This window comes from Nocardia sp. NPDC058633 (assembly GCF_042717045.1).
In the GTDB taxonomy this organism is placed as follows: Bacteria; Actinomycetota; Actinomycetes; order Mycobacteriales; family Mycobacteriaceae; genus Nocardia.
In genome coordinates this window covers 160,515-184,847 of sequence record NZ_JBHXRA010000014.1, presented here as the reverse complement: position 1 = coordinate 184,847, position 24,333 = coordinate 160,515, and the positions used below count along the sequence as shown (strand labels likewise).

Genomic DNA, 24,333 nt, shown 5'->3' with positions numbered 1-24,333 from the left:
GAGAACGCGAACGTCCCGGCACGACGAAACCGCGATGGTGTGGACGAGGCCCTCTCCTCACGAGCCCACACGCAGACGCGGCCCCGCTGTACCGGGACGGCAGATGTTCGAACGTCAGCGGGCGCGACGTGCCAGACGCTCGGAGTCCGAGATCAGCACGCTCTTGCCCTCGAGGCGCAGCCATCCGCGATGAGCGAAGTCGGCGAGCGCCTTGTTGACGGTTTCCCGAGAAGCACCGACCAGCTGGGCGATCTCTTCCTGGGTCAGGTCGTGGGTCACGCGCAGCGCGCCCGCTTCCTGGGTGCCGAAGCGCTGTGCGAGCTGCAGCAGCGCCTTGGCGACGCGACCTGGCACGTCGGTGAAGATCAGGTCGGCGAGGTTGTTGTTGGTGCGGCGAAGGCGTCGTGCCAGCACGCGCAGCAGCTGCTCAGCGATCTCCGGGCGCTGATCGATCCACGACTTGAGAGCGTCGCGGTCCATCGTCACGGCGCGGACCTCGGTGACCGTGGTGGCGGTCGAGGTACGCGGGCCCGGGTCGAAGATCGACAGTTCACCGAACATGTCGGACGGACCCATGATGGTCAGCAGGTTCTCCCTGCCGTCCGGGGACCGTCGGCCGATCTTCACCTTGCCCGTCGTGATGATGTACAGCCGATCGCCGGGTTCGCCCTCGTTGAAGATGACGTGGCCGCGCGGAAAATCTACGGGCTGCAGCTGCTTGGCGAGCGCGGCCACCGCGGTGGGCTCGACGCCTTGGAAGATGCCTGCTCTGGCGAGGGCCTCGTCCACGAATGTGCTCCTTATGGGATATGGCTTGCGAACCTGGTCGAGCGAATCGACCAACCGCGCAGTCTACGCGGCATTCCGGCACCGCAGTGACAGACACCACGTAAAAAGTGGATTGCGCGACGTGCGCACACTGTGAATCGATCGTCAGTAGGCCCTGGCGACGGGAAAATGTCGGTCCGTCCCTGGCCCGGGTGTACAGCTCAACTTGCCCTGGCGACGTCCATTTCGGAGTCCCGGGAGCGGCGCTTGCGCACGCGCGCCACGGCGGCGGGCAGGCCGAGCTTCGTCAGCTCTTTCACTTCGGCGTTGCTTGCGTTGTCCAGGTACTGCTGAACCTCTTCGTCGGGTTCGAGAAGCTTTCGGAGCCGATTCTCGACCCGCTCCATCCCCAGCGCGAACAGCATCAACAGCACTGGGAAGAGCACCACAGCGAGTCCTTGCATGACAGGCAGTAAACACGGTCCAGGTCTCAGATGGAACACAGCGCCCAAACTGGCCGGGCAATGTTGTCGTAGTGGTTCCGTATGGTGAAGCAGTGCCCGTTTCCCCTGCCCCCGCCGCCGCAGGCGACGCCGATTCGGCCGCGGAAACGGCCGCCGCGCCCACCGGTATCACCGCTGCCCGCAAGCGCAAGAACCGTGCCATAGCTGCGGAAACGCGGACCGGGCTCGTGCGTCGCGCCCGCCGGATCAACCGCACGCTGGCCGAGGCGTTCCCCGGCGCGCACTGCGAGCTCGACTTCACCACTCCGCTGGAACTCGCCGTCGCGACGATCCTGTCGGCCCAGTGCACCGACGTGCGAGTGAACCTCACCACGCCCGCCCTGTTCGCGAAGTACCGCGGCGCGCAGGACTACGCGCAGGCCAACCGGGCGGAGCTGGAGGAATACATCAGGCCCACCGGCTTCTACCGGAACAAGACCAGCTCGCTGATCGGGCTCGGGCAGGCGCTGGTCGAGGAATACGACGGTGAATTGCCTCACACTCTGGCCGAATTGGTGAAATTGCCGGGGATCGGGCGCAAGACCGCCAACGTGATCCTCGGCAACGCGTTCGATGTGCCTGGCATCACCGTGGACACCCACTTCGGGCGGCTGGTGCGCCGCTGGAAGTGGACCGACGAGGAAGATCCGGTCAAGGTCGAGCACGCGGTCGGCGCGCTGTTCGAGCGCAAGGACTGGACGATGCTCTCGCACCGGGTGATCTTCCAGGGCAGGCGCGTGTGCCATGCCCGCAAACCGGCCTGCGGAGCGTGCGTGCTGGCCAACGATTGCCCCTCGTTCGGGCTCGGCCCGACCGATCCGGCGGTCGCCGCCGCGTTGGTGAAGGGGCCCGAGCGCGACCACCTGTTGAACATGGTCGGCCTGTGAGCGAACCTTCGCTGCTGCGGCGGCCCGCGTTGCGCTGGGCGCTCGCCGCGGTGATCTTGATCGCCGCGGCCACGGTGGCGTTGTGGCCCCGGGAAGGTTCCGAGTCCCCTGGCACGACGTCGCAGACATCGCCACAGACGTCGGGCGTGTCGGCCGAGCAGCGGGCGGCGGCGGGGCTCGAACCCTGCCCGCAGACGCGGGCTCCTGTCTCGGAGCCTTTGCCGACCACCGCGGCCCCGGCGCCATCGGTCACACCGAGCCGCCCGGCGATCGGAGCGGGCCCGTTGGCCGGGCTTCAGCTGACCTGTCTGGCCGACGGCCAGCCGACCGATCTGGCCGCGGCGCTGGCGGGAAAGCCCGCCCTGCTCAATCTGTGGGCCTACTGGTGCGGACCGTGCGCGATCGAGTTGCCCCACCTGCAGGAATTCGCGCGGCGGGCGGGCCCGGCACTCACCGTCATGACAGTGCACAGCGATCCAGAGGAAGCGAAGGCACTGTCTCGGCTGAGCGGGCTCGGCATCACGTTGCCCGGTGTCGAGGATCCGCAGGCCGCCGTGCGCGGCGCGGTCGGTGCGCCCGCTGTGCTGCCTGTTTCGGTGCTCGTGCGGGCCGACGGCACCATCGCGAGCGTGGAGGTGCGTACCTTTGCCGACGTGGCCGACATCGCGGATACGGTATCCGCGAAGCTCGGGGTCACGGTATGACAGAGGACGTGATGGTGGCGTGCGGATCGAAGGCGATGGCGTGAACGATGTAGCGAGGCTCGACGATTCTGCTGTTCCACCTTGGCTGCGCACCGCGATCAGATCCGGCGGCCCCGACGCCGACGACACCCTCGCTACCTCCCGCGCACTCCGCCGGGCCATGTCGATCACCGGCAAACCACGTCAGGCCGCGGTGCTCGTGTTGTTCGGCGGATCGCCGGAGCCCGACGAGAACGCTCCGGGCGGCCTGCCCGCGGACGCCGATGTATTGCTCACCCAGCGTGCCTCGACCATGCGCCAGCACCGCGGCCAGATCGCGTTCCCCGGCGGCGCCGCCGATCCCGGCGACGGCGGCCCGGTCGGCACCGCGCTGCGCGAGGCCGTCGAGGAAACCGGTCTCGACCCCGCGGGTGTCGAGCCGTTCGCGCTGCTGCCGAAGCTGTTCGTTCCGCCGTCGAAGTTCGACGTGACTCCGGTGCTCGGCTACTGGCGGGCACCCAGCGCCGTCCGAGTCGTCGATCAGGGCGAAACCGAGCGTGTTGTGCGTGTTCGGCTCGCCGAATTGCTCGATCCGGCACACAGATTCATGGTGCGTGGCAGTCTCGGCTACCAGAGCCCCGCGTTCCAGGTCGACGGCATGCTGGTGTGGGGACTCACCGGCGGTATCCTCGCCGGCATCATCAAATCCGCTGGGTGGGAACGAAACTGGGATCGGGGCGACGTGCGTGACCTGGAGAGCTCGCTGGCTGCGGTCGGAATGACCCTGTGAGCGAACGTAGCGAGCGGCAGATCGGCGCAGGGGTCATGCTGGAGCAGAGCGTCGGCGAGGTGGAAGTATGAGCGCCTCGGTATGGCTCGATATCGCGGTGGTGCTGATCGCGCTGGTCGCGGCGTCCACCGGTTGGCGGCAAGGCGCGGTGGCCTCGGCGCTGGCGTTCTTCGGCGTCGCGCTCGGCGCGGTCGCCGGCATCCTGATCGCCCCGCACATCCTCCAACACCTCAGTGAGGGGCGCAGCCGGGTACTCGGCGGCATCCTGTTGATCGTGCTGCTGGTGATCGTCGGCGAGGTCGCGGGCATGGTGCTCGGCCGCGCCGCGCGCACCAGCATTCGCCAGCCTGTCGCGCGCGGTGTGGACAGCGTCGTCGGCGCGGTGCTGCAGGCGGTGACCGTGTTGGTCGCGGCCTGGCTGCTCGCGTTGCCACTGGCCACCGCGTCTCAGCCGGCCGTCGCCGCCGCGATCAACGGGTCGAAGGTTCTCGCCGACGTCAACTCGGTCGCGCCGGAGTGGCTGCGCAAGGTTCCCAACGAATTCTCCAGGCTGCTCGACACTTCCGGGCTGCCCGATGTGATCGGCCCGTTCGGCCGAGCGCCGATCGCCGCCGTCGAACCGCCGGATCCCTCGGTCCTGGCGAGTCCGGTAGCGGCTTCGCTACAGCAGAGCGTGCTGCGTATTCGCGGCACGGCACCCAGTTGCCAGCGTGCGCTCGAGGGTTCGGGCTTCATCGTCGCCCCGGAACGGGTGATGACCAACGCGCACGTGGTGGCGGGCACCAACGCGGTGTCGGTCGATACCGCCCGCGGCCCACTCGACGCCACGGTGGTGCTGTTCGATCCGTCCAAGGACATCGCGGTGCTGGCCGTGCCGGGGCTCACCGCTCCCGTCCTGAACCAGGCCCCCGAGCCCGCGACTTCGGGCGAGAGCGCGATTGTGCTCGGTTACCCCGGTGGTGGGCCGTACACGGCCAGTGCGGCCCGTGTCCGCGAGACCCTCGACCTCACCGGCCCGACCATCCACCGTGACGGCACCGTCGAGCGTGAGGTGTACACCGTCCGCGGCCAGGTCCGCGCGGGCAACTCCGGTGGCCCACTGGTCGACTCCGAGGGACAGCTGCTCGGCGTGGTCTTCGGCGCGGCCGTCACCGACGACGACACCGGTTATGTCCTCACCCTGAACGAGGTCGCGACCGAACTGGCGTCCGCCGCCCCGAGCAGCGCTCCGGTGAACACGGGCGCCTGCGTACTGAGCTGAGCTGGATCGTCCCGGGTGGCTCACCGTTGCCCGGGACGATCCACGTGCGGCGCCCGGGAGTGCGGTGAGATCCGACCGCGGGGATCGAATCGGCGTGCGACAGGTGTCGCGGAGTTCGGATCAGATCTGATCGCCGTGCGAGCGGCTCAGGGCGACACCAGGTCGTCGTGGGGTGAGCCGTTCACGCCGTTCTGCTCGCGCCAGCGCGTGGTCAGCACCTCGTTGACCTTGCCGGGGTTCTCCTGGTGCGCGTAGTGCCCGGCGCGCGGAATCGACACCAGTGTCCGATTCGGTGACCACGTCCGGCCACGATGGAACGTGGCGTCCAGCAGATAGGGATCGTGCTCACCCCGCAGCATCAGGACCGGGATGTCGATCGGCGTGCGCATGGTGGCCATGAACCGCTTGCCGTCCGGCCGCCACTGACTGCGAAACGCCCAGCGCTGATACTCCAGCGCACTGTGCGCGGCACCGGGGATCCGGATGGCATGCCGCATCCGCGCCGCGGTCTCGACGAATTCCGCGCTCCGCGACCAGGATCCATCGACCCGATCGCGCAGCAGCCGCTCCACCTCGGCCCCGCCACGGCGGGTGAGCAGGTTTTCGGGGTAGCGCGGCAGCTGATACCGCAGGAAATCGGGCAGCCAGGTCGCCCGTTGCGCCGGATCGCGCAGCACGGAGCTCTTCAACGCGGCCGGGTGCGGTGAGCTCACCAGCGCGATCGAGCGGACCAGTCGCGGATGCAGCACCGCGGTGGCCCAGCAGACCAGCCCACCGTCGGCATGCCCGACGAGCGTGGCCTCGGTGTGCCCCAACGCCCGGATCAGTCCGGCGATGTCGCCGGCGAGGGTCCAGCCGTCATAGCCGCGCGGCGGTTTGTCGGTGTCGCCGTAGCCGCGCAGGTCGACGGCGACGGTGCGATACCCGTGGTCGGCGAGCGCGGTCAGCTGATGCCGCCACGACCACCAGAAATCGGCGAAACCGTGCAGCAAGAGCACCAGGGGCGCCTCGGAGCGGTCCGGACCGTCGGCTTCGACGACATGGAATCGGATTCCGTTGGCGTGCACGTCCCGGTGGGTCCACGGTCCGTCGAAACGGACGCTGGAGGGATCCGGGAATGAATTGGACGACACGCCGATCGAGCCTAGTGGGCGGGTCCGGCTGTTGCGACCGGGCCCGCCCGGCGCGTCATCGGTTGCTCGACTTCTCCAGCGACGTGGTGCCCGCGCCGCGTGATCCGAGGGCCGCGTGCGAGTCGGCCGCGTCGCGGTGGGTGAACGCGGCGGGCAGCACCTCGGCGGTCTGCTTGAGCGAGCCGATCGTCTTCTCCGGCGCGCGCACCTTCCGTACCTTGAGCCACCCGAGCAACGCCAGCACAACAGTGGTGAGCACCATCAGCAGGAACACGATCAGGAACGCGGCCCAGCGCCACAGCCACATGTCGAGCAGCTCGGCGAGGAAGAAGAAGAAAAAGAACGAGCTGAACAGCAGCACCGTCAGCGCGAGGATGAAGAAGACGCTGCCCGTGAGCCCCTTCTTGATCTCGCCGGTGACCTCGGCCTTGGCCAGCGCCACCTCGGCGCGCACAAGCGTCGACATCTGTTCGGTGGCATCGCGCACGAGGCTGCCGATGCTCGCCGATCCGGGCGGATTGGCGTCGGTCAACGGGATCGAAGTGACCGTCCGACCGTCGTTTCCGCCTTGGGTGTAACTCACTTCGTCGACCCTTCTCCCTGTGGTAACTGGTCTGCATCGCGGCGCGCCTGGTGCACACGTCCTCGGCGCAACAGTAGCGCCGATCCGATCAGCGATGCTGCCATCGAGGTCACCAGAACGGCGGCCTTCGCGAGATCGATGGCATCGGAGCCGACGCCGGCGAGCGCGAGTTCCGCCACGAGAAGGCTAACGGTGAACCCGATCGCGCCGAGTACCGACAGGGCGAACATGTCGCGATACTCCAGTCCGGCTGGGCGTTTCGCCAACCCGAGCCGGATCGCGACCCAGCTCACCCCGAAGATCCCGATGGTTTTGCCGAGCAGGAGCCCGAGGATGATCGCCAGCGCGAGCCGGTCGGTGAACAGCGAGCCGAACACCGCACTGTTGAGCGGCACACCCGAGGCGAACAACGCGAACAACGGCACGCAGAATCCGGCCGAGATCGGTTGCACCACATGCTCGAGGTGTGTCGCGGGCGCGGTCTTCTCGCCCGGATCCTTGCGAACCCTGGTGAGCAGCCCGAGTGCGACACCGGCCAGCGTCGGGTGGATGCCGGCCTCGTGCAGCGCGTACCAGCACACCAGCGCGACCGGAATGTAGAACAGCGGCGTATGCAGTCGCAGCTTCTGTGCCAGCGCCCACGCGCCACAGCAGGCGATGGCGGCGGCGAGCCACAGTAGCGACAGCGAGGCAGTGAAGAGCACCGCGATGAGAACGATCGCGAGCAGGTCGTCGACCACGGCCAGGCTCAACAGGAACACACGCGCGCTGGCGGGGATTCGCGATCCGGTCATCGCGAGGATCGCGAGGGCGAACGCGATGTCGGTGGCCACGGGAATCGCCCAGCCGGTGTCCATGCCTGGCACTCCGTGCCCAACCGCCAGGGCGATCGCGGCCGGGGTCACCACGCCGCCCACCGCGGCGATGATCGGCAGCGCGGCCCGTTTCGGATCGGCCAGCTCGCCCACCGCGAACTCGCGTTTGAGCTCGAGCCCGGCGACGAAGAAGAAGATCGCCAGCAACCCGTCCTTGGCCCAGTCGGCCAGGGTGAGGTCCAGATGCAGCGCGGAGATGGCGAGGCGGGTATCGATCATCGTCTGATAACTCGCGCCCCAGGGCGAATTGACCCAGATCAGCGCCACCGCCGCGGCGACGAGAAGCAGCGCACCGCCGATCGTCTCGGTGCGAAGGTAACGAGTGAGTTCGGAGCGGACGCGCGTGATCAAGGGCAGGCCTTTCGGCAGGGGTCGACGGGGCTGCGGACGCTCATCCCCATTCTTGTCGGTGATTCACGACCGCATGCCGACCAGACTTCCCGGCACACCTCGAACGCGATCCTAACCGATCCGGCCGGTGGCACTAGGTGTCACCGGCCGGGGTCGATCAGTTACCGCCGGTGCGTATCGCCTCGAAAACGCCGGGATCCACCAGCGTCGAGGTATCGCCGAGTTCGCGTCCCTCGGCCACGTCACGCAGCAGTCGGCGCATGATCTTGCCGCTGCGCGTTTTGGGCAGCTCCGGCACGATGTGGATCTCGCGAGGCTTGGCGATGGGGCTGATCTCGGTGGACACCGCCGCCTTCAGTTCGGCGACGAGCTCCGGGCTCGCCGACGCCGCGGCCTCACCGGTGAGGATGACGAACGCGACGATGCCCTGCCCGGTGGTCGCGTCCGTGGCGCCGACCACCGCCGCCTCGGCGACGGCCGGATGCCCCACCAGCGCGGACTCGACTTCAGCGGTGGAGATCCGATGTCCGGAGACGTTCATGACGTCGTCGACCCGGCCGAGCACCCACAGGTCGCCGTCGGCGTCGAGCTTGGCGCCGTCGCCCGCGAAGTACCACCCCTGCTCGGCGTAGCGCTCCCAGTAGGTGGTCCGGTAGCGATCCATATCGCCCCAGATGCCGCGCAGCATCGACGGCCAGGGCTTGTCCAACACGAGGTATCCGTTGGCCTCGGTCTCCCCGAGCTGCACCGGCTTGCCCTCTTCGTCGACCACCGTCGCGGAGATGCCGGGCAGCGGGCCCATCGCGGCGCCGGGCTTGGTGGCGGTGACGCCGGGCAGTGGGGAGATCATGATGGCGCCGGTCTCGGTCTGCCACCAGGTGTCGACGATCGGAGTCTTGTTCGCGCCGAAGACTTCTCGGTACCAGCGCCAGGCTTCGGGGTTGATGGGTTCGCCGACGGAGCCGAGCAGTCGTAGGGTGCTCAGGTTGTGGGCGTCGGGGATCTCGCGGCCCCATTTCATGAAGGTGCGGATCAGGGTGGGCGCGGTGTAGTAGATGGTGACGCCGTATTTTTCGATGATCTGGAAGTGGCGGTGTTCGTCGGGGGAGTTGGGGGTGCCCTCGTAGACGACTTGGGTGGCGCGGTTGGCGAGGGGGCCGTAGACGATGTAGCTGTGTCCGGTGACCCAGCCGATGTCGGCGGTGCACCAGTAGACGTCGTGTGCGGGTTTGTGGTCGAAGACGTTGTGGTGGGTGTAGGCGGTTTGGGTGAGGTAGCCGCCGGTGGTGTGGAGGATGCCTTTGGGTTTTCCGGTGGTGCCGGAGGTGTAGAGGATGAACAGGGGGTGCTCGGCGGGGAAGGGTTGGGCCTTGTGGGAAGGCGAAGCGACAGCGACGGTTTCGTGCCACCACAGGTCGCGCCCGTCGGTCCACGGCACCTCGGTGCCGACCCGGCGCACCACGAGCACGTGCTCCACCGACGACGGCACGTCACCCTTGGCGGACAGCGCCTCGTCGACGGCGTCCTTGAGCGGTGCGGGCTTACCGCGGCGCCACTGGCCGTCGGTGGTGATGATCAACCGGGCCTGCGCATCGTCGACCCGCTGACGCAGCGCGCTCGGCGAGAAGCCCGCGAACACCACCGAGTGGGTGAGTCCCAGGCGCGCGCACGCCAGCATCGCCACGATCGCCTCGGGCACCATCGGCATGTAGACGGCCACGCGATCGCCTGCCACCAGCCCGAGCTCGGTCAGGTAGTTGGCCGCCCGCGAGACTTCCTCCAGCAGTTCGCGGTAGGTGATGGCGCGGGAGTCGCCCGGTTCGCCCTCCCAGTGGATAGCGACCTGGTCGCCGTGCCCGTCGATGACATGACGGTCGACGCAGTTGTAGGCGACGTTGAGTTCACCGTCGCCGAACCAGCGCGCGACCGGCGCGTCGGTCCAGTCGAGTACCTCGGTGAAGGGTTTGTGCCAGTGCAGCCGGTTGGCCTGTTCGGCCCAGAAGCCGTCGCGGTCGGTCTCGCCACGGCCGTAGAGCGCGGCGTCCGCGTTGGCGGCGGCGGCGAATTCCGCACTCGGCGGAAACGAGTCCTGGTGTCCTGCAGCAGTTTCGGTCACGTCGGTTCAGCCTCACATGCCTGGTGCGGTCGGGTCGGTCACCGGGGTGCGGCCCGGCTGTCTCGACACTAGTCAACAGACCCGCGTGCGGGTGGCTCGTTGTCGCGGCGATGTTTCGCGGCGGTCAACGGGGCTGGTTCATCCGATGACTTCGCGGACAGACCGGCCGGTCGCGGGCTATCGTTTTTACTCAACGGTTCAGCTGATGGTTCCCGATATTTGTTCATATATTTCTGCCGAGGGCGAGGGCTCGGCAATTTTTCCTGCGTTTCCAGCGAGTAACCGTATCGATACAGGCGAAGTGAATATGGCTCGGATCGCTGAAAAATCCAGCCGGAGCCGCTAACCTCCGACCGTTAGCCACGGAAATTGACCCGGGAGAGAGCGTTGAGATTCATCAAAGTGACCGCGCTGGTCGCGGCGGGACTGGTGGCCACAAGCCTCGGTCTCACCGCGTGCTCGTCCGACGACAGTCTTGATTCGAGCATCGTCACCACCAATGCGGGTGAGCCACAGAATCCGTTGGTGCCCAGCAATACCAACGAGAACATGGGTGGGCGCGTTGTCGACCGTTTGTTCGCCGGGCTGAAGTACTACGACGCCAGCGGTGAGGCCCACGACGAGATGGCCGAGAAGATCGAGACGACCGATCGCAAGTCGTACAAGATCACCATCAAGCCGAACTGGAAGTTCACCGACGGCACAACGGTGACCGCGAAGTCGTTCGTCGACGCGTGGAACTACGGCGCACTCGCCGACAACGCGCAGCTGCAGAGTTACGTATACAGCCCCATCGCCGGTTTCGACGAGGTGAGCGCCGAAAATCCGACCGTCAAGACGATGTCGGGCTTGAAAGTCATCGACGACCGTACGTTCACCGTCGAATTGAAGTCGCCTTCGATCGACTTCGAGAGTGCGCTCGGCTACGCGCCGTTCTATCCGCTGCCCGACGCCGCTTTCAAGGATATGAAGGCTTTCGGTGAGAAGCCGATCGGCAACGGTCCTTACGCATTCGGCTCGTGGGAACACAACGTCAAGATCGATCTCACGCCCAACCCGGATTACCCCGGTGGTCGACCGGCCAAGAACAAGGGCCTGCGATTCGTGATGTACCAGTCCTACGACACCGCTTACGCGGATCTCCAGGCTGGAAATCTCGACACGCTCGACACCATTCCCGACAGCGCGATCACCACCTACCAGAGCGATCTCGGCGACCGCGCGATCACCAAGCCGACCGCGCAGAACCAGCACATCGGCATCCAGGCCACCGTGCCGCATTTCGATGGCGAAGAAGGCGTTCTGCGCCGCAAGGCCATCTCGATGGCGATCAACCGCCCGCAGATCATCGACAAGATCTTCAACGGCACCCGCACCCCCTCGCGTGACTTCACCGCCGCGACCCTGCCCGGCTACAAAGCCGACCTGCCGGGTTCGGAAGTGTTCGATTACAACCCGGACCAGGCCAAGAAGCTGTGGGCCCAGGCCGACGCGATCTCGCCGTGGTCGGGCCAGTACCAGATCACCTACAACAGCGACGGTGGCCACCAGGCCTGGATCGAAGCCGTTGCCAACAGCGTGAAGAACACTCTCGGCATCGACGCGGTCGCCAACCCGATGCCGACGTTCAAGAACATCCGTGACGCGGTAAACGCCGAGACCATCGGCACGGCGTTCCGGTACGGCTGGCAGGGCGACTACCCGACGATGATGCAGTTCCTCAGCTCGCAGTACTACAGCTTCTCCGAAACCAACAACGTCAACTACAACAATCCCGAGGTGGACCGGCTGTTCGACGCCGCCCTCGCCGCCCCCACCCAGGCGGCTTCCTATGAGCTGATCGCGCAAGCGCAGACGATCATGATCAAGGACATGGCCGACATCCCGGTGTTCGACTATGTCGCCAACGCGGGCCGATCCGACAGAGTCACCAAGGCCGATCTCAGCTGGAACGGCCTGTTCGACTTCGAGAACATCGAGAAATAGAAGTCGACAGCTGGGCCGAGCCACTGTGCAGTGGCTCGGCCCCGGTCGTTTTCGGAGGAAGCGATGGCTTGGTACGTACTTCGGCGTCTGCTCCAGATGATCCCGGTATTCCTGGGTGCGACGCTGCTCATCTACGCGATGGTTTTCCTGATTCCGGGTGATCCGATCAAGGCGCTGGCGGGTGAGAAACAGTTGACGCCGGCCGCCGAAGCGGTACTACGCGCCCGCTATCACCTCGATCAGCCTTTCATCATGCAATATCTGCATTACCTGAAGGGGATTCTCACCCTGGACTTCGGCACCTCGTTCTCGGGCCGACCGGTACGCGAAGAACTCGAGCGCGCCTTCCCCATCACCATCAAACTGGCGTTTCTCGCCGTGCTGATCGAAGGCTTCTTCGGCATCTTGTTCGGTCTGATCGCCGGGTTGCGCAAGGGCAAGCTGTTCGATTCGACCATGCTCATCGCCAGCCTGGTCATCATCGCGCTGCCGGTGTTCGTCGTCGGCTATCTCGCGCAATTCCTGCTCGGTGTGAAGTGGGGGATCGCCCCGGTCACCGTCACGGGTAACGCGAGCCTGAGCGAGTTGATCGTGCCCGCGTTCGTGCTCGGCTCGCTGTCGTTCGCCTATGTGCTCCGGCTGACTCGGAACTCGGTGGCGGAGAACAAATCCGCGGATTTCGTTCGCACGGCCACGGCGAAGGGCCTCGGGCGCCGTCGCGTGGTGAGCGTGCACATCCTGCGGAACTCGATGATCCCGGTTGTCACCTTTCTCGGTGCCGATTTCGGTGCGCTGATGGCGGGCGCGATCGTCACCGAGGGCATCTTCAACATCCCCGGCGTCGGCGGCACCATGTACCAGGCGATCATCCGTGGCGAGCCGCCGACCGTGGTGTCGTTCGTGACGGTGCTGGTGGTGTTGTTCCTGCTGGTCAACCTCGCGATCGACCTGCTCTACGCCGCCCTGGACCCGAGGATCCGCTATGCATGACAAGCAACAGCATTTCGTGGCCCCCGCCGACGAGGTGGAGGTGCTCGCCACCGACCGTGTCCTGGACAAGGGCACCCCCACCAGCATCTGGGGCGATGCGTGGCGCCGACTGCGCCGCAACCCCGTGTTCCTGGTCTCGGTGGTGTTGATCGTGTTCGTCATGCTCGTGGTGGTGTGGCCGGCGCTGTTCACCAGCCAGGACCCGCGGCTGTGCCTGGGTGAGTTCGGCATGGACGGCCCGCGCGAGGGTCATCCGTTCGGCTTCGACAAGCAGGGCTGTGATGTCTACGCGCGCACCATCTACGGCGCGCGCGCGTCGGTGACCGTCGGCATCGCATCGGCGGTGATGTTCCTGCTGGTAGGCGGCATCCTCGGCGCGATCGCCGGCTTCTACGGCGGGTTGCTCGACACGATCGTCTCGCGCATCGCCGAGATCTTCTTCGCCGTTCCGATGGTGCTGGCCGCGATCGTGCTGCTGCAGCTGCTGCGGCCGGCGGGGATCATGACGGTGGTCGCGATCCTGGTGGCCTTCACCTGGCCGCAGGCCGCGCGCATCACACGTGGCGCCGTGATCGAAGCCAAGAACAGCGAATATGTGACTGCCGCAAAGGCGCTGGGCGTGTCGCGGCTCGGCACGCTGATGAAGCACGTGCTGCCCAACTCGGCGAGTCCGCTGATCGTGGTCGCCACGATCTGGCTCGGCGTCTTCATCGTCACCGAGGCGACACTGTCCTACCTCGGTGTCGGGCTGCCGCCGAGCATCGTCTCGTGGGGCGCCGATATCGACCGCGCCAAAACCGAGATCCGTACCTCGCCGATCCTGTTCTACCCGGCGACCGCGCTGGCCATCACGGTGCTGAGCTTCATCATGCTCGGTGACGCGGTGCGCGACGCGCTCGATCCGAAGGAGCGCACCCGATGAAGCCCCTGCTCGAAATCCGCGATCTGGACGTCTGTTTCACCTCCGACGGCCAGCAGGTTCGCGCCGTGCGCGGAGTGAACCTCACTGTCTATCCCGGTCAAACCGTCGCCATCGTCGGCGAATCCGGCTCGGGCAAGTCGACGACCGCGCACGCGATCATCGACCTGCTGCCCGGCACCGGCAAGGTGACCGGCGGATCCATCCTGTTCGACGGTAAGGATCTGACGACGGCGTCGGAGAAGGAGATCGTCGCGATCCGCGGCAACGGTATCGGCCTGGTCCCGCAGGACCCGATGTCGAATCTCAACCCGGTGTGGAAGATCGGCTTCCAGATCCGGGAAACCCTGGTGGCCAACGGTATCGCCACCGGGGACGCGGCCCGCGCACGTTCGGTGGAGCTGCTGTCCGAGGCGGGCATGTCCGATGCCGAACGCCGCGTGAACCAGTATCCGCACGAGTTCTCCGGCGGCATGCGCCAGCGCGCGCTCATCGCGATCGGCCTGTCGTGCCGACCGAAACTGCTGATCGCCGATGAGCCGACCTCGGCGCTCGACGTCACGGTACAGCGCCAGATCCTCGGTCATCTCGAACAGCTCACCACCGAGCTGGGCACGGCGGTGCTGCTGATCACCCACGACCTCGGTCTCGCCGCGGAACGGGCCGAGCATCTGGTGGTGATGTATCGCGGCAGGGTGGTGGAATCCGGTCCCGCGCTGCAGATTCTGCGTGATCCCCAGCATGCGTACACCAAGAAGCTGGTGAACTCCGCGCCGTCGTTGGCGGCATCGCGAATGTCGTCGTCACGGCAGCGGGCCGAGGTGCGGGCGCAGGCAGCGGAGAAGGTTCTCACCGCGAAGGTGGCCGATACGGTCCTCGAGGTGCGCGACCTGTCCAAGGCGTTCAAGATTCGCGGCAAGCGGCCGTGGCAGTCCGCGGATTTCGTGGCCGTCGACAACGTGAGTTTCACGGTCGGCCGTGGCACCACCACCGCGATTGTCGGCGAGTCGGGCTCGGGCAAGTCGACCATCGCGCAAATGGTGCTCGGCCTGCTCGAACCGACGTCTGGCACAGTGGCTTTCGACGGCAAGGATGTCGCGAAACTCGATCGCAAAGGCGCTTTCGCGTTCCGGCGCCGGGTGCAGCCGATCTTCCAGAATCCCTACGGCTCGCTCGATCCGATGTACTCGATCTACCGCACGATCGAGGAACCGTTGCGGGTACACAAGATCGGTACCTCCGCCGAGCGCGAAGCGGTGGTGCGCGACCTGCTCGACAAGGTCTCCCTGCCGTCGTCGGTGCTGCGGCGCTACCCCAACGAGTTGTCCGGCGGGCAGCGTCAGCGTGTGGCGATCGCTCGCGCGCTCGCCCTCTCACCCGAAATGGTGGTCTGCGACGAGGCGGTCTCGGCCCTCGACGTCCTGGTCCAAGCTCAGATCCTCACCCTGCTCAACGACCTACAGGCAGAGCTGGGGCTGACGTACCTGTTCATCACCCACGACCTGGCAGTTGTGCGGCAGATCGCGGACAACGTGCTGGTCATGCGAGAGGGCAGAGTAGTGGAGGCGGCCACGACCGACGAGGTGTTCGCATCCCCGCGGGAGGAGTACACGCAGGCCCTGCTGGCCGCGATTCCCGGGCGGGAGTTGCTCACGGGGTAACCGGCCAACCGCGCTCAGCGCACACAATCGGCACAATCGGTGCGAACTCCGACCGTTGTCGCGATCTGTGTGTACTCAGCGCGGTTCCCCAGCCTCCCGAAACCCCGCAAAACCGCACTTCACCGGCGTACCGTCGAACAGTCCGAACCCTGGGAGACACCGATGGATCGAATCGATGCCGAACGCCAAGCCGAACGGGACGCGCGCCGACGCAGGGCCGTGACCCCGGCGGCGAAGCGACTCGCCGAGGTGCCGTGGCCGGATCGCAGCTGGCCGACGGTGCGCGGGTTGTACGTGACCGTCGGGGCCTCGCTGTACGAGCGGTAACCTCCATGCCGTGACTGATCCGCTCCAGCCCCTGGTCGACCTGCCCGGCGTGCGCGAGGCCGCAGACAAGGCGCGCGACGCGCTCGCGGCCGTGCACCGGCACAAGTCGAACCGGCGCGGCTGGGCGACCACCGCGGCCGAAGCCGCGGTCCGTGCCGCCCGATCCTCGGCGGCCATCGAGGGCGCCAGTACGGATCTGCCCGCCGACGGTCAGGTGAGCGACCCGGTCCTGGCCGGTGCGTTGCGGGTGGGTCAGGCGCTCGACGGCGACGCGCTCACCAACCTCGTCGGCACCTGGCGTCGCGCGCCGTTGCAAGCACTGGCCCGGCTGCACCTGCTCGCCGCCGCCGACCTGGTGACCGACGAGCAGGAACTCGGTCGCCCGCGCTCCACGCCGGGCGTCGCGGAGCGGCTCGATCTGCTCGCGCAAACCGTGCAGTCCAGCAAGGCGCCGGCCCCCGTCGTCGCGGCGATCGTGCACGGTGAACTGCTGACGTTGCGTCCGTTCGGCACCGCCGACGGGGTCGTCGCGCGCGCGGCTTCGCGCTTGGTCGCGGTGGCCAGCGGACTCGATCCGCACAGCCTCGGCGTGCCCGAAGTGTTCTGGTTGCGCCGTGGTCAGGCCTATCTCGACGCGGCCGCCGGGTTCGGCATGGGCACCGCGGAGGGCGTGGGCGGGTGGGTGCTGTTCTGCGCGGGCGCGCTGGAAGACGGTGCTCGCGAGGCGAACTCGATCGCCGACGCGGCCGCAGGCTGAAGCCGGTATCGATCTGGCTCCACACATCGAAACGGGCGGCGTTGTCGATTGCTCGACCTCACCGCCCGCTAGCACGGAACACCCGGTTACCAAGCGTGCAGGGTGGGTTGTGTTCGGTGGCCTCGGCGATCATCCCAACCTCGCCGGTTCATCCCCGCAACCTGTGCGAGGCGTTCGCCGACGTCGACTCGGATTTCGCAGGCCCACAACTCTTTCGGCCTTGTCGCGGCGTGCTCCGCGTGGGTGCCTGGTGTCCGTGCTGGGAAGGGTGGGATGGGAGGCGAAACCTTCTCTTCCGGCTCCGTCTTGGCCTTCCGTCCTTCCGTAACTCCATTCTTACACTGTGACGGCACTCACATCAAGAGTTTCGATGGCATTACCGGATCCGATCGAATTCGGCGTGTCGGCCGGAGATTCGTGCTGGAGCGTTGCAGGTCAGCGACGTTTACGCAGTAGTCGATAGCTGACAGCGCCGGCGATGATCGCGCTGAGCCCGACGGCGGCTGTCGCGGCGACGGTGGTGGTCGAGGGGGCCTGGAATCGCGACCACAGCGACACCGGGTTGGAGAACGTGAGCACCGGCCAGCCGCGACTCGCGGCCTCCTTGCGCAGCGCGCGGTCGGGGTTGACCGCCGTCGGATGGCCGACGGCGCTCAGCATCGGAACGTCGGTCACGGAGTCGGAGTAGGCGTAGCACCGTGCGAGGTCGTATCCCTGCTCGGCGGCGAGCTTTTCGATCGCGGCGACCTTGCCCTCGCCGTAGCAGTAGAAATCGATGTCGCCGGTGTACTTGCCGTCCTGCACCACCATCCGGGTCGCCTCGGTGTGCGAGGCGCCGAGCACCTCCGCGATCGGGCCGACGATCTCCTCGCCGGAGGCCGAGACGATCACCACATCGTGCCCGCGGATCTTGTGATCGGCGATCAGATCGGCGGCCTCGGCATAGATCAACGGGTCGACCAGATCGTGAAGTGTCTCGGCCACAATGGTTTTAACCTGCTCCACATCCCAGCCCGCGCACATGTTGGCCAGGTTTGCTCGCATCCGTTCCATCTGGTCGTGATCTGCACCGGAAAGCAGGAACAAAAAGTGTGCGTAGCTGCTCTCCAACACGGCTCTGCGGTTGAGCAGGCCCTGCGCGTAGAACGGTTTGCTGAAGACGAACGCGCTCGACTTCGCGATCACCGTTTTGTCGAGATCGAAAAACGCGGCAACCCGTCCACCCGGCAGCGGGGCGCGGCCCGATTTGCCGAGTCTTGTGTCCGTAGGCGAGGTCTGGTCGCGTTCTGGCGTCACGTCAACAGGATAGGCACGACCTGCGCGCACCGCAGGACCGACTGCCCGCACCGTGGAAAAGGGTTTGCCCCGGGGACGCCGGAAGGCGCGAATCGCCGCAGAATGTCGGCGAATGCTACTTGCGCCCGCAGCAGGGGATGGGTGTAGTATTGCTGACACCTGGACTTAGTCCAGGCGCGTTCAGCCCGACCCCCCGGGGCTGAACCCGACGGCCCCAGCCTCCTCCCCCCCGGCTGGGGCCGTCCTCTATTTCGGGGACGATCGTTAAAGTTCTCCACACCCCCGAGTTATCCACAATCGGTGTTATCGGGGTGTCGATGAACGCCTCGCTCGGCAACGCTGAGTCGCATGAACCCAGTCCCGATGCGCAGCGGATCCCCACACCCCGCGCCCGCTCTCGTGCTCGTGCGTGACGAACGGTTGCGCGCGGAGGTGCGCCGGGTCGCGGCAGCCGCCGAACGTGTCACCGACGAACGGGTGATGCCTGTGGGCAGGCATGCGTGGGCAGGGGCCGGGATGGTGATCGTCGATACCGCGGCCGCTGTCGCCGCCGCTGCCGCGGGATGTCCGCGGCGGGCCGGCATCGTCCTGGTCACCGAGGGGGAACCCGCCGTGCCCGACTGGCAGGCGGCCACGGCGGTGGGCGCCGAGCGGGTTGTGGCGTTGCCTTCGGGCGCCGTCGAACTGGTCGAGCAGTTCGCCGAACATGCCGAATCCCGCACAGGCGAAGGGATAGTCGTCGCCGTGGTCGGTGCGGGTGGTGGAGCAGGCGCGTCCACCCTGGCCGCCGCCACCGCACTGCGCGGGGCTGCGCGCCGGGTCCGCCGCGACACCGTGTTGATCGACGGTGCCCCGCTCGACGGCGGAATAGATCTGGTGCTCGGCATGGAGAACGTGCCCGGGCTGCGATGGCCCGACCTGATCATCGAGGACGGCCGGGTCTCCGCCGCGGCATTGCACAATGCGTTGCCCGCCGCGTGTCCTGGCTTGGCGGTGCTGTCCTGCGGGCGAGTACGGCCAGGTGCGGCCGGACAGGGCCGGTCACCGGCCGACTCGACTACCGGACGTGCGGAGATCGGCGGTTCGCCGCCCGGCTCGTCTCGCGCGGTCGAACATGCGGTGAGCGGACACCCGACCGGCTCGTCGCCTGGGGACAGATGTGCAGTGATCGGTGGGTCGGCATCTGTGTCCACGCGTGCGGGGACGGGGCACTCGTCGACTCATGCCGGGCGCCCGTGGATCGGCGGCTCGTCGACCGAACTGTCGCCGGCCGCGGTGCGCGCCGTCATCGAATCAGGCAGGGATGCGGGTGATCTCGTCATCTGTGATGTCTCCTCCGAGCGTGGACCCGCAGCCGACGCGATGCTCGATGCCGCCGACCTGGTCGTCCTCGTAGTACCGGCCCGGCTGCGCTCCATCGCCGCGGCAGAAGTCGTCTCGGCGTACCTGGGAGAACGAAATCCGAATCGCGGCTTGATCGTTCGTGGCCCCGCGCCGGGCGGTCTACGCGGTGCCGAAGTGGCCGAGCTGCTCGGGTTGCCGCTCCTTGCCGCGGTGCGCGGGCAAGCGGGCCTGGCCTCTCGCCTCGAACGCGGCGGATTGTGCGTTCGCCGCCGCGGTCCGCTCCGCGACGCCGCCGACGCCGTCCTCTCGATGGTCGGAGCTGACGCGCCATGACCACATTCGTCACTGTCGACCTCCTCGAGCGCGTTCGAGAGCGCTTGGCCGAGCACCCCGGCGTGCCGGATGCGGCTCAGTTGGCCGCTGCGATTCGTACCGAAGCGGGCGGGGTGCTCGCCGACACCGACCTGCTCCGCGCCCTGCGCCTGCTGCAAACGGAGATGACCGGGGCGGGGTTGCTCGAGCCGTTGCTGCACGATCCGCGGGTCGCCGATGTGCTTGTCACCGCGCCTGATTCGGTGTGGATCGACCGCGGACGGGGCCTGGAGTTGACCGATGTGCAGTTCGCCGACGAAGCCGCCGTTCGGCGTCTGGCCCAGCGTTTGGCCCTGTCCGCGGGGCGCCGCCTCGACGATGCCCAACCCTGGGTCGACGGCAAACTCGCCGGGACCGAAGCCACCCTCGGCGATGCGTTCGGAGTCCGACTCCACGCGGTGCTGGCGCCGGTCGCCCACGACGGCACATGCCTGTCACTTCGTATCCTCCGCCCTGCTACCCAGGGCCTCGACGCGCTGGCGGCCGCCGGTTCGATCCCTTCGGACGCCCGCCACCTACTCGGCGATATCGTCCGCGCGCGTCTGGCCTTCCTCGTCGTCGGCGGCACCGGAGCGGGAAAAACTACGCTGCTGTCCGCACTGCTCGCCGCGGTAGATCCGGCCGAACGCATCATCTGCGTCGAAGACGCCGCCGAACTGGCCCCGGTCCATCCCCATGTCGTGCGCCTGGTCGCGCGGACAGCGAATGTCGAGGGAGTAGGCGCTGTCACCGTGCGAGACCTGGTCCGCCAGGCATTGCGCATGCGACCCGACCGGATAGTGGTCGGCGAGGTCCGTGGCGCCGAAGTAGTCGACCTCCTGACTGCGCTCAACACCGGCCACGACGGCGGTGCGGGCACCGTTCACGCCAATTCGCCCCAGGAAGTGCCCGCCCGATTGGAAGCCTTGGCGGCACTCGGCGGTATGGACCGGGCCGCCCTGCACAGCCAGTTGGCCGCAGCCGTCCAGGTGGTCCTCCACGTCCACCGCCGCTCCGATGGGACCCGGATCCTCCGCGAAATCGGGGTCCTGCAACGTGATTGCGACGGCATCCACATCGCTGCGGCCTGGCGGTCCGACGGCGAGCCGGTGCCTGCTGCCGCCGAACTTCGTCGGCTACTCGAGGTGCGACTCGGATGAGCAGCCTGGTTGCGCGGACAGTGGTCGGGCCGCCTGATCCGCACTTGCGCGAGCGAATTGAGCTGGGGGATGTGTGCATTCGTAGGTCGAGTTGGCGATCCGAACAAGGTCCGGTGGTCAGCGTTGACTCCGAGGAGCGATCGTCGCCGGACTGTGCAGACGAAGAGCGCACGTCTGTCGTGCTCGCGGCGACCCCTGGCGAGGGTCATGAGACACGCGAGTGGTGTGCGCGAGCAGCAGGTTTCGTCTCGAAGGAGGTGCGCAGGTGGGTAGCGCTGTGCTCTGTTGTGCGGTTGCGATGCTGGTGCTTCCGGCGGCGAGCGGGCAGCGGCGGTTCGCGCGCCTGTTCGGTTCGCGCGGTCGTAGTGCGTCGAGGCGGGTGCCTGTGGAGTGGTGTGCAGCAATCTGTCTGGGGTGCGCGGCATTCATGTTCGGTCCCGGAGTCGGAACGGCGGCTCTCATGCTGGGGCTCACTGTGGCAGCGCGGAATCGCCGGAGTAGAGGTGACCGCGAAAGGCGCCGCGAATGTGGATACCTGTTGGCCGGTTTGGAAGCGGTGGTCGGCGAGCTCCGCGTGGGCGCTCACCCGAGCGCCGCGGCCGAATCCGCCGCTGGTGAATCACGCGGCGAAGCCGCACGCGTGCTGGCGATCAGCGCGGGCCGCAGCCGCCTCGGCGGCTCGGGCGCCGACGGCTGGGTGCAACCGGATTCGATTGTTGCCGAGGAACTGTCGCGGGTCGCCGCCGCTTGGCGAGTGGCCGAGGAGCACGGCCTTGCCCTCGCGGAACTACTGGCCGCGGCCAGGGCCGACCTGCTCGGCCGCATCCGCTTCCGCGACCGCACCGAAGCCGCACTCGCCGGCGCTCGAGCCTCGGCTACCGTCCTCGCCTGCCTCCCCCTGGTAGGCATCGGCCTTGGCCAACTGATGGGCGCCGCCCCGCTCGCCATTCTGTTCACGTCCTCAGCCGGCCAACTACTCCTCCCGCTGGGCGCGGCTCTCGCCTGCTGTGGATTGCTGTGGACGGATGTGATCACCCGGAAGAGCACAGCCTGATTCGGGGAACGCCGAGATTGAACGGTCGGCGGCTGCGGCGATTGGCCCGATCGGCCTGGGGATGAATGTGGTCATACGTGAGGGCACAGCCTGATCGTGGTGTGCACAGGGGTGAGTGGTCGTCGGCAGCGGCGGTTGGCGCGGTTGGCCTGTGGACAGATGTGTTCCTGCGAATGGCATCGCCTGGTTCGCGGTGCACAAGTTCACGTTCGAGCCGTCGGAGCGGTGGAACGGAGCGATCGGTCCAAGGGCAGATGTGCTCACGCGCAAGTGCACACAGCCCGGTGGGGGACTGTCGGACCGGGGTGGGGACAGGTGTGGATCAAACTTCGAGGAGGGGATTGCTGTGCGGGATATGGCTGGAGCTGCTTCGGCGTGGGCCTTGTTGGTCGCGGCGGTGGCGATCGTGGTGTTACCAGGGCGGGTTGCCGTCAGCCGACGGGTGCGTGCGCTCGGTCCGGCACCAGTCGGCATCTTCGCATCGGCGGGCGGCGTCTCGAAGGTCGATCCGCTCGGGTCGGCATCCGCATTCGATCTACTGGCAGCTTGTCTGCGGGCGGGACTGCCCATGGCCGCGGCGGCGCGGGCGAGTGCGGTGACGGCACCGCCGGTGCTGCGGGCCGCATTGCTCAGGGCGGCAGACCTTCTCGCGCTGGGTGCCGACCCTGCGACGGCGTGGGAACGAGCCGCCGCGGATGCCGTGGGGACGGTCGGCGCCGACGAAGTGGAATCGCTGGCCAGGATGGCGCGCCGTTCGGCCCGCTCCGGTGCTTCGCTGGCGGCGGCCGTCGGCGAACTGGCCACGCAGCGCCGCGAAGCCGTGGAAGACGCGGCCGTCGCGCGTGCAGAACGCGCGGGCGTGCTGATCGGCGGTCCGCTCGGGCTGTGCTTCCTGCCTGCTTTCGTCTGCCTCGGCATCGTCCCGGTCGTTATCGGGCTCGCGGACCGGGTGCTCGGCGGCGGAGGGCTGCTGTGACCGGCCTCGACGAGGCCACCGAATCTTCACCACGCGGACCAGCCGCGTGGTGCAACCAGAGAGGGGATCACGATGACGTTTCACACCGTATATATGGGGGCTCGTACTCGACTCGTACGGCTGCTGCTCGAGGACGACGGCATGTCCACGGCGGAATACGCCATCGGCACTATCGCCGCGGCAGCCTTCGGAGCGGTGCTCTATGGAGTGGTCACCGGGGACAACATCGTCAACGCGCTGACCGGAATCATCGACAAGGCGCTCAACACGAGCGTGTAAACCGCTGCGGTACAGGCACTCTCGGTGGCGATGCGGGTGCGGTGACGGTCGAGGCCGCCATCGCCCTGGCAGCCTTGGTATGCGCCGTGGCCTTGTGCGTGGGTGCCCTCCTCGCGGGATCCACGCAGGTCCGATGCACCGACGCCGCTCGCGAGACGGCCCGCCTGGCCGCCCGTGGCGACACCTCGCGCGCGATCACCGCGGGCAAGACCGTCGCACCACCGGGCGCGACCGTCCAACTCCGTACCGAAGGAGACCGAGTAGTAGCCACCGTCGTCGCGAACACCCCGCTCCTACCCGGGCTGCGCCTGCGTGCCGAAGCCGTCGCCCTCACCGAACCGGGAGTGCCACGGTGACGGCGAGGCGCGCTACGTCGACGCCGGCGTGCGCCGACGCGGGGACAAGCGTCGATGTGAGAGCTGACGGCATCCCAACTGCCGCGGTCGATGCGCGGGCCGCCGTCGATAGGCAGGCTGCCGTCGGTACGCGGGCTGGCATCGGTAGGCGGGCTGGCGTTGGTGCGCGGGCTGGCATCGGTAGGCGGGCTGGCGTTGGTGCGCGGGCTTCGACGTCGATGCGAGGTCCGACACCGATTCGGGCGCCGGTGCTTACGAGAGAGTTCGGGTCCGGTCGATCGGCATGGCGCGGGCTGGCGGGGGATGGGGGAGGGGCGACGGTGTTCGTGTGCGTGGCGTTGGCGGGGTTGATCTGCTTGACGTTGTTGGTGGGGCAGGTGGGCGCGGTGGTGGTGGCCCGGCATCGCGCGCAGGCGGCCGCTGATCTGGGGGCGTTGGCCGCGGCGGGAGTGTTGGCCGAGGGCGCGGAGTCGGGATGTGGGGAGGCCGGGGAGATTGCTCGACGGATGGGGGGCCGGGTGCTCCGGTGCGTGGTTGCGCAGTGGGATGTCGTTGTGGATGTCGAAGCGAATGTGTCGGCGGGGGTGTTCGGCGTGCGCACGGTGCGGGCGTCGGCGCGGGCGGGTCCGGTGGAAGAGAAAGGGTGACGCGGAAGGCTGTCACCGGTCGGTGGTTGTTCCGCCTCGAACCAATTCGGAATTCGTCCAGGCACCGTCGCGCTATTTCATGCGCATTCTTTGATTCGGGCAAGAAAAAAATGAAAAGAATGATGTGGCGGTACCGGGCGATCCCGATCGGCTATGAATCAGTTAATAGAAGAGTGATCCTTTTTAATCGAGCGCTGGATGTCCGCGGACTTATCTTCGCTGGTCATCACTAATTCGGACACATGACCAGTATTCCGTGAGTGCGGTGTATCCCCGCTCA

Annotated in this window: 23 protein-coding genes and 1 pseudogene; 17 read left to right on the top strand and 7 right to left on the bottom strand. The window is 67.3% G+C overall.

All coding sequences use genetic code 11. The features are described 5' to 3' along the window. Positions 1-114: 114 nt before the first annotated feature. Together ACFWUR_RS20195 and ACFWUR_RS20190 are read right to left on the bottom strand one after the other, a co-directional pair. The gene (locus ACFWUR_RS20195) at positions 115-789 is read right to left on the bottom strand and encodes a Crp/Fnr family transcriptional regulator (protein WP_040703546.1); all 675 of its coding nucleotides are present in this window, start codon (positions 787-789) and stop codon (positions 115-117) included. Positions 790-989: 200 nt separating this feature from the next. Continuing rightward, positions 990-1,232, bottom strand: coding sequence for a hypothetical protein (locus ACFWUR_RS20190; RefSeq protein ID WP_378908754.1), 243 nt, complete (start codon positions 1,230-1,232; stop codon positions 990-992). A gap of 167 nt (positions 1,233-1,399) precedes the next feature. On the opposite strand from ACFWUR_RS20190, the gene nth reads away from it, so the two are divergent. The 4 genes from nth (at position 1,400) to ACFWUR_RS20170 (ending at position 4,892) form a co-directional block, all read left to right on the top strand. Next, positions 1,400-2,158, top strand: a complete 759-nt coding sequence (gene nth / locus ACFWUR_RS20185; RefSeq protein ID WP_378908786.1) for an endonuclease III — start codon at positions 1,400-1,402, stop codon at positions 2,156-2,158. Further along, complete coding sequence (locus ACFWUR_RS20180; protein WP_378908752.1) at positions 2,155-2,862, top strand: TlpA family protein disulfide reductase; 708 nt, start codon at positions 2,155-2,157, stop codon at positions 2,860-2,862. The genes nth and ACFWUR_RS20180 overlap by 4 nt, the downstream gene beginning before the upstream one ends. A gap of 40 nt (positions 2,863-2,902) precedes the next feature. Beyond that, a complete protein-coding gene (locus ACFWUR_RS20175; protein ID WP_378908751.1) occupies positions 2,903-3,631 on the top strand; it encodes an NUDIX hydrolase in 729 nt (242 codons plus the stop codon). Between the two features lie 67 nt (positions 3,632-3,698). Beyond that, positions 3,699-4,892 carry a MarP family serine protease gene (locus ACFWUR_RS20170; protein WP_378908750.1) on the top strand — a complete coding sequence of 398 codons (1,194 nt, stop codon included), beginning with the start codon at positions 3,699-3,701 and terminating at the stop codon, positions 4,890-4,892. Positions 4,893-5,038: 146 nt separating this feature from the next. On the opposite strand, the gene ACFWUR_RS20165 is transcribed toward ACFWUR_RS20170, so the two are convergent. The 4 genes from ACFWUR_RS20165 to acs form a co-directional block, all read right to left on the bottom strand. Next, on the bottom strand, positions 5,039-6,025 hold the full coding sequence (locus ACFWUR_RS20165) for an alpha/beta fold hydrolase (RefSeq protein ID WP_378908749.1): 987 nt from the start codon (positions 6,023-6,025) through the stop codon (positions 5,039-5,041). A 55-nt stretch (positions 6,026-6,080) separates the two neighbouring features. Continuing rightward, positions 6,081-6,608: a phage holin family protein gene (locus tag ACFWUR_RS20160; RefSeq protein WP_378908748.1), complete on the bottom strand. Its 528-nt coding sequence runs from the start codon at positions 6,606-6,608 to the stop codon at positions 6,081-6,083. Continuing rightward, a complete protein-coding gene (gene nhaA, locus ACFWUR_RS20155) occupies positions 6,605-7,834 on the bottom strand; it encodes a Na+/H+ antiporter NhaA (protein ID WP_378908747.1) in 1,230 nt (409 codons plus the stop codon). The genes ACFWUR_RS20160 and nhaA overlap by 4 nt, the downstream gene beginning before the upstream one ends. A 157-nt stretch (positions 7,835-7,991) precedes the next feature. After that, positions 7,992-9,950, bottom strand: a complete 1,959-nt coding sequence (gene acs, locus ACFWUR_RS20150) for an acetate--CoA ligase (protein WP_378908746.1) — start codon at positions 9,948-9,950, stop codon at positions 7,992-7,994. A 387-nt stretch (positions 9,951-10,337) separates the two neighbouring features. On the opposite strand from acs, the gene ACFWUR_RS20145 reads away from it, so the two are divergent. The 6 genes from ACFWUR_RS20145 (at position 10,338) to ACFWUR_RS20120 (ending at position 16,590) form a co-directional block, all read left to right on the top strand. Then, entirely contained in the window at positions 10,338-11,936 is a 1,599-nt protein-coding gene (locus ACFWUR_RS20145) for an ABC transporter substrate-binding protein (protein WP_378908745.1), read from the top strand. A 63-nt stretch (positions 11,937-11,999) separates the two neighbouring features. Continuing rightward, complete coding sequence (locus ACFWUR_RS20140) at positions 12,000-12,926, top strand: ABC transporter permease (protein WP_378908743.1); 927 nt, start codon at positions 12,000-12,002, stop codon at positions 12,924-12,926. Then, the gene (locus ACFWUR_RS20135; RefSeq protein ID WP_378908742.1) at positions 12,919-13,848 is read left to right on the top strand and encodes an ABC transporter permease; all 930 of its coding nucleotides are present in this window, start codon (positions 12,919-12,921) and stop codon (positions 13,846-13,848) included. Before ACFWUR_RS20140 ends, ACFWUR_RS20135 begins: the two co-directional genes overlap by 8 nt. After that, positions 13,845-15,506 carry an ABC transporter ATP-binding protein gene (locus ACFWUR_RS20130; RefSeq protein WP_378908741.1) on the top strand — a complete coding sequence of 554 codons (1,662 nt, stop codon included), beginning with the start codon at positions 13,845-13,847 and terminating at the stop codon, positions 15,504-15,506. The genes ACFWUR_RS20135 and ACFWUR_RS20130 overlap by 4 nt, the downstream gene beginning before the upstream one ends. 162 nt (positions 15,507-15,668) lie before the next feature. Continuing rightward, on the top strand, positions 15,669-15,833 hold the full coding sequence (locus ACFWUR_RS20125; RefSeq protein WP_378908740.1) for a hypothetical protein: 165 nt from the start codon (positions 15,669-15,671) through the stop codon (positions 15,831-15,833). Positions 15,834-15,843: 10 nt separating this feature from the next. Beyond that, complete coding sequence (locus ACFWUR_RS20120; RefSeq protein ID WP_378908739.1) at positions 15,844-16,590, top strand: oxidoreductase; 747 nt, start codon at positions 15,844-15,846, stop codon at positions 16,588-16,590. A 435-nt stretch (positions 16,591-17,025) separates the two neighbouring features. On the opposite strand, the pseudogene ACFWUR_RS20115 reads toward ACFWUR_RS20120, so the two are convergent. Then, positions 17,026-17,811 (bottom strand): annotated as a pseudogene (locus ACFWUR_RS20115) (HAD-IB family hydrolase); the annotation flags it as partial. A 423-nt stretch (positions 17,812-18,234) separates the two neighbouring features. On the opposite strand from ACFWUR_RS20115, the gene ssd reads away from it, so the two are divergent. The 7 genes from ssd (at position 18,235) to ACFWUR_RS20080 (ending at position 24,053) form a co-directional block, all read left to right on the top strand. Then, complete coding sequence (gene ssd, locus ACFWUR_RS20110) at positions 18,235-19,563, top strand: septum site-determining protein Ssd (RefSeq protein WP_378908737.1); 1,329 nt, start codon at positions 18,235-18,237, stop codon at positions 19,561-19,563. After that, positions 19,560-20,741 (top strand): TadA family conjugal transfer-associated ATPase, encoded by a 1,182-nt coding sequence (locus tag ACFWUR_RS20105; protein ID WP_378908736.1) that lies wholly within the window; start codon positions 19,560-19,562, stop codon positions 20,739-20,741. The genes ssd and ACFWUR_RS20105 overlap by 4 nt, the downstream gene beginning before the upstream one ends. A gap of 538 nt (positions 20,742-21,279) precedes the next feature. Continuing rightward, positions 21,280-21,795, top strand: coding sequence for a type II secretion system F family protein (locus ACFWUR_RS20100; protein WP_378908735.1), 516 nt, complete (start codon positions 21,280-21,282; stop codon positions 21,793-21,795). 355 nt (positions 21,796-22,150) lie between these two features. Further along, entirely contained in the window at positions 22,151-22,771 is a 621-nt protein-coding gene (locus ACFWUR_RS20095) for a type II secretion system F family protein (protein ID WP_378908734.1), read from the top strand. Between the two features lie 72 nt (positions 22,772-22,843). Continuing rightward, positions 22,844-23,050: a DUF4244 domain-containing protein gene (locus ACFWUR_RS20090; protein ID WP_378908733.1), complete on the top strand. Its 207-nt coding sequence runs from the start codon at positions 22,844-22,846 to the stop codon at positions 23,048-23,050. A 41-nt stretch (positions 23,051-23,091) separates the two neighbouring features. Continuing rightward, positions 23,092-23,406, top strand: a complete 315-nt coding sequence (locus ACFWUR_RS20085; RefSeq protein WP_378908732.1) for a TadE family type IV pilus minor pilin — start codon at positions 23,092-23,094, stop codon at positions 23,404-23,406. A 218-nt stretch (positions 23,407-23,624) separates the two neighbouring features. After that, positions 23,625-24,053 carry an Rv3654c family TadE-like protein gene (locus ACFWUR_RS20080; protein WP_378908731.1) on the top strand — a complete coding sequence of 143 codons (429 nt, stop codon included), beginning with the start codon at positions 23,625-23,627 and terminating at the stop codon, positions 24,051-24,053. The last annotated feature ends 280 nt before the right edge of the window (positions 24,054-24,333 follow it).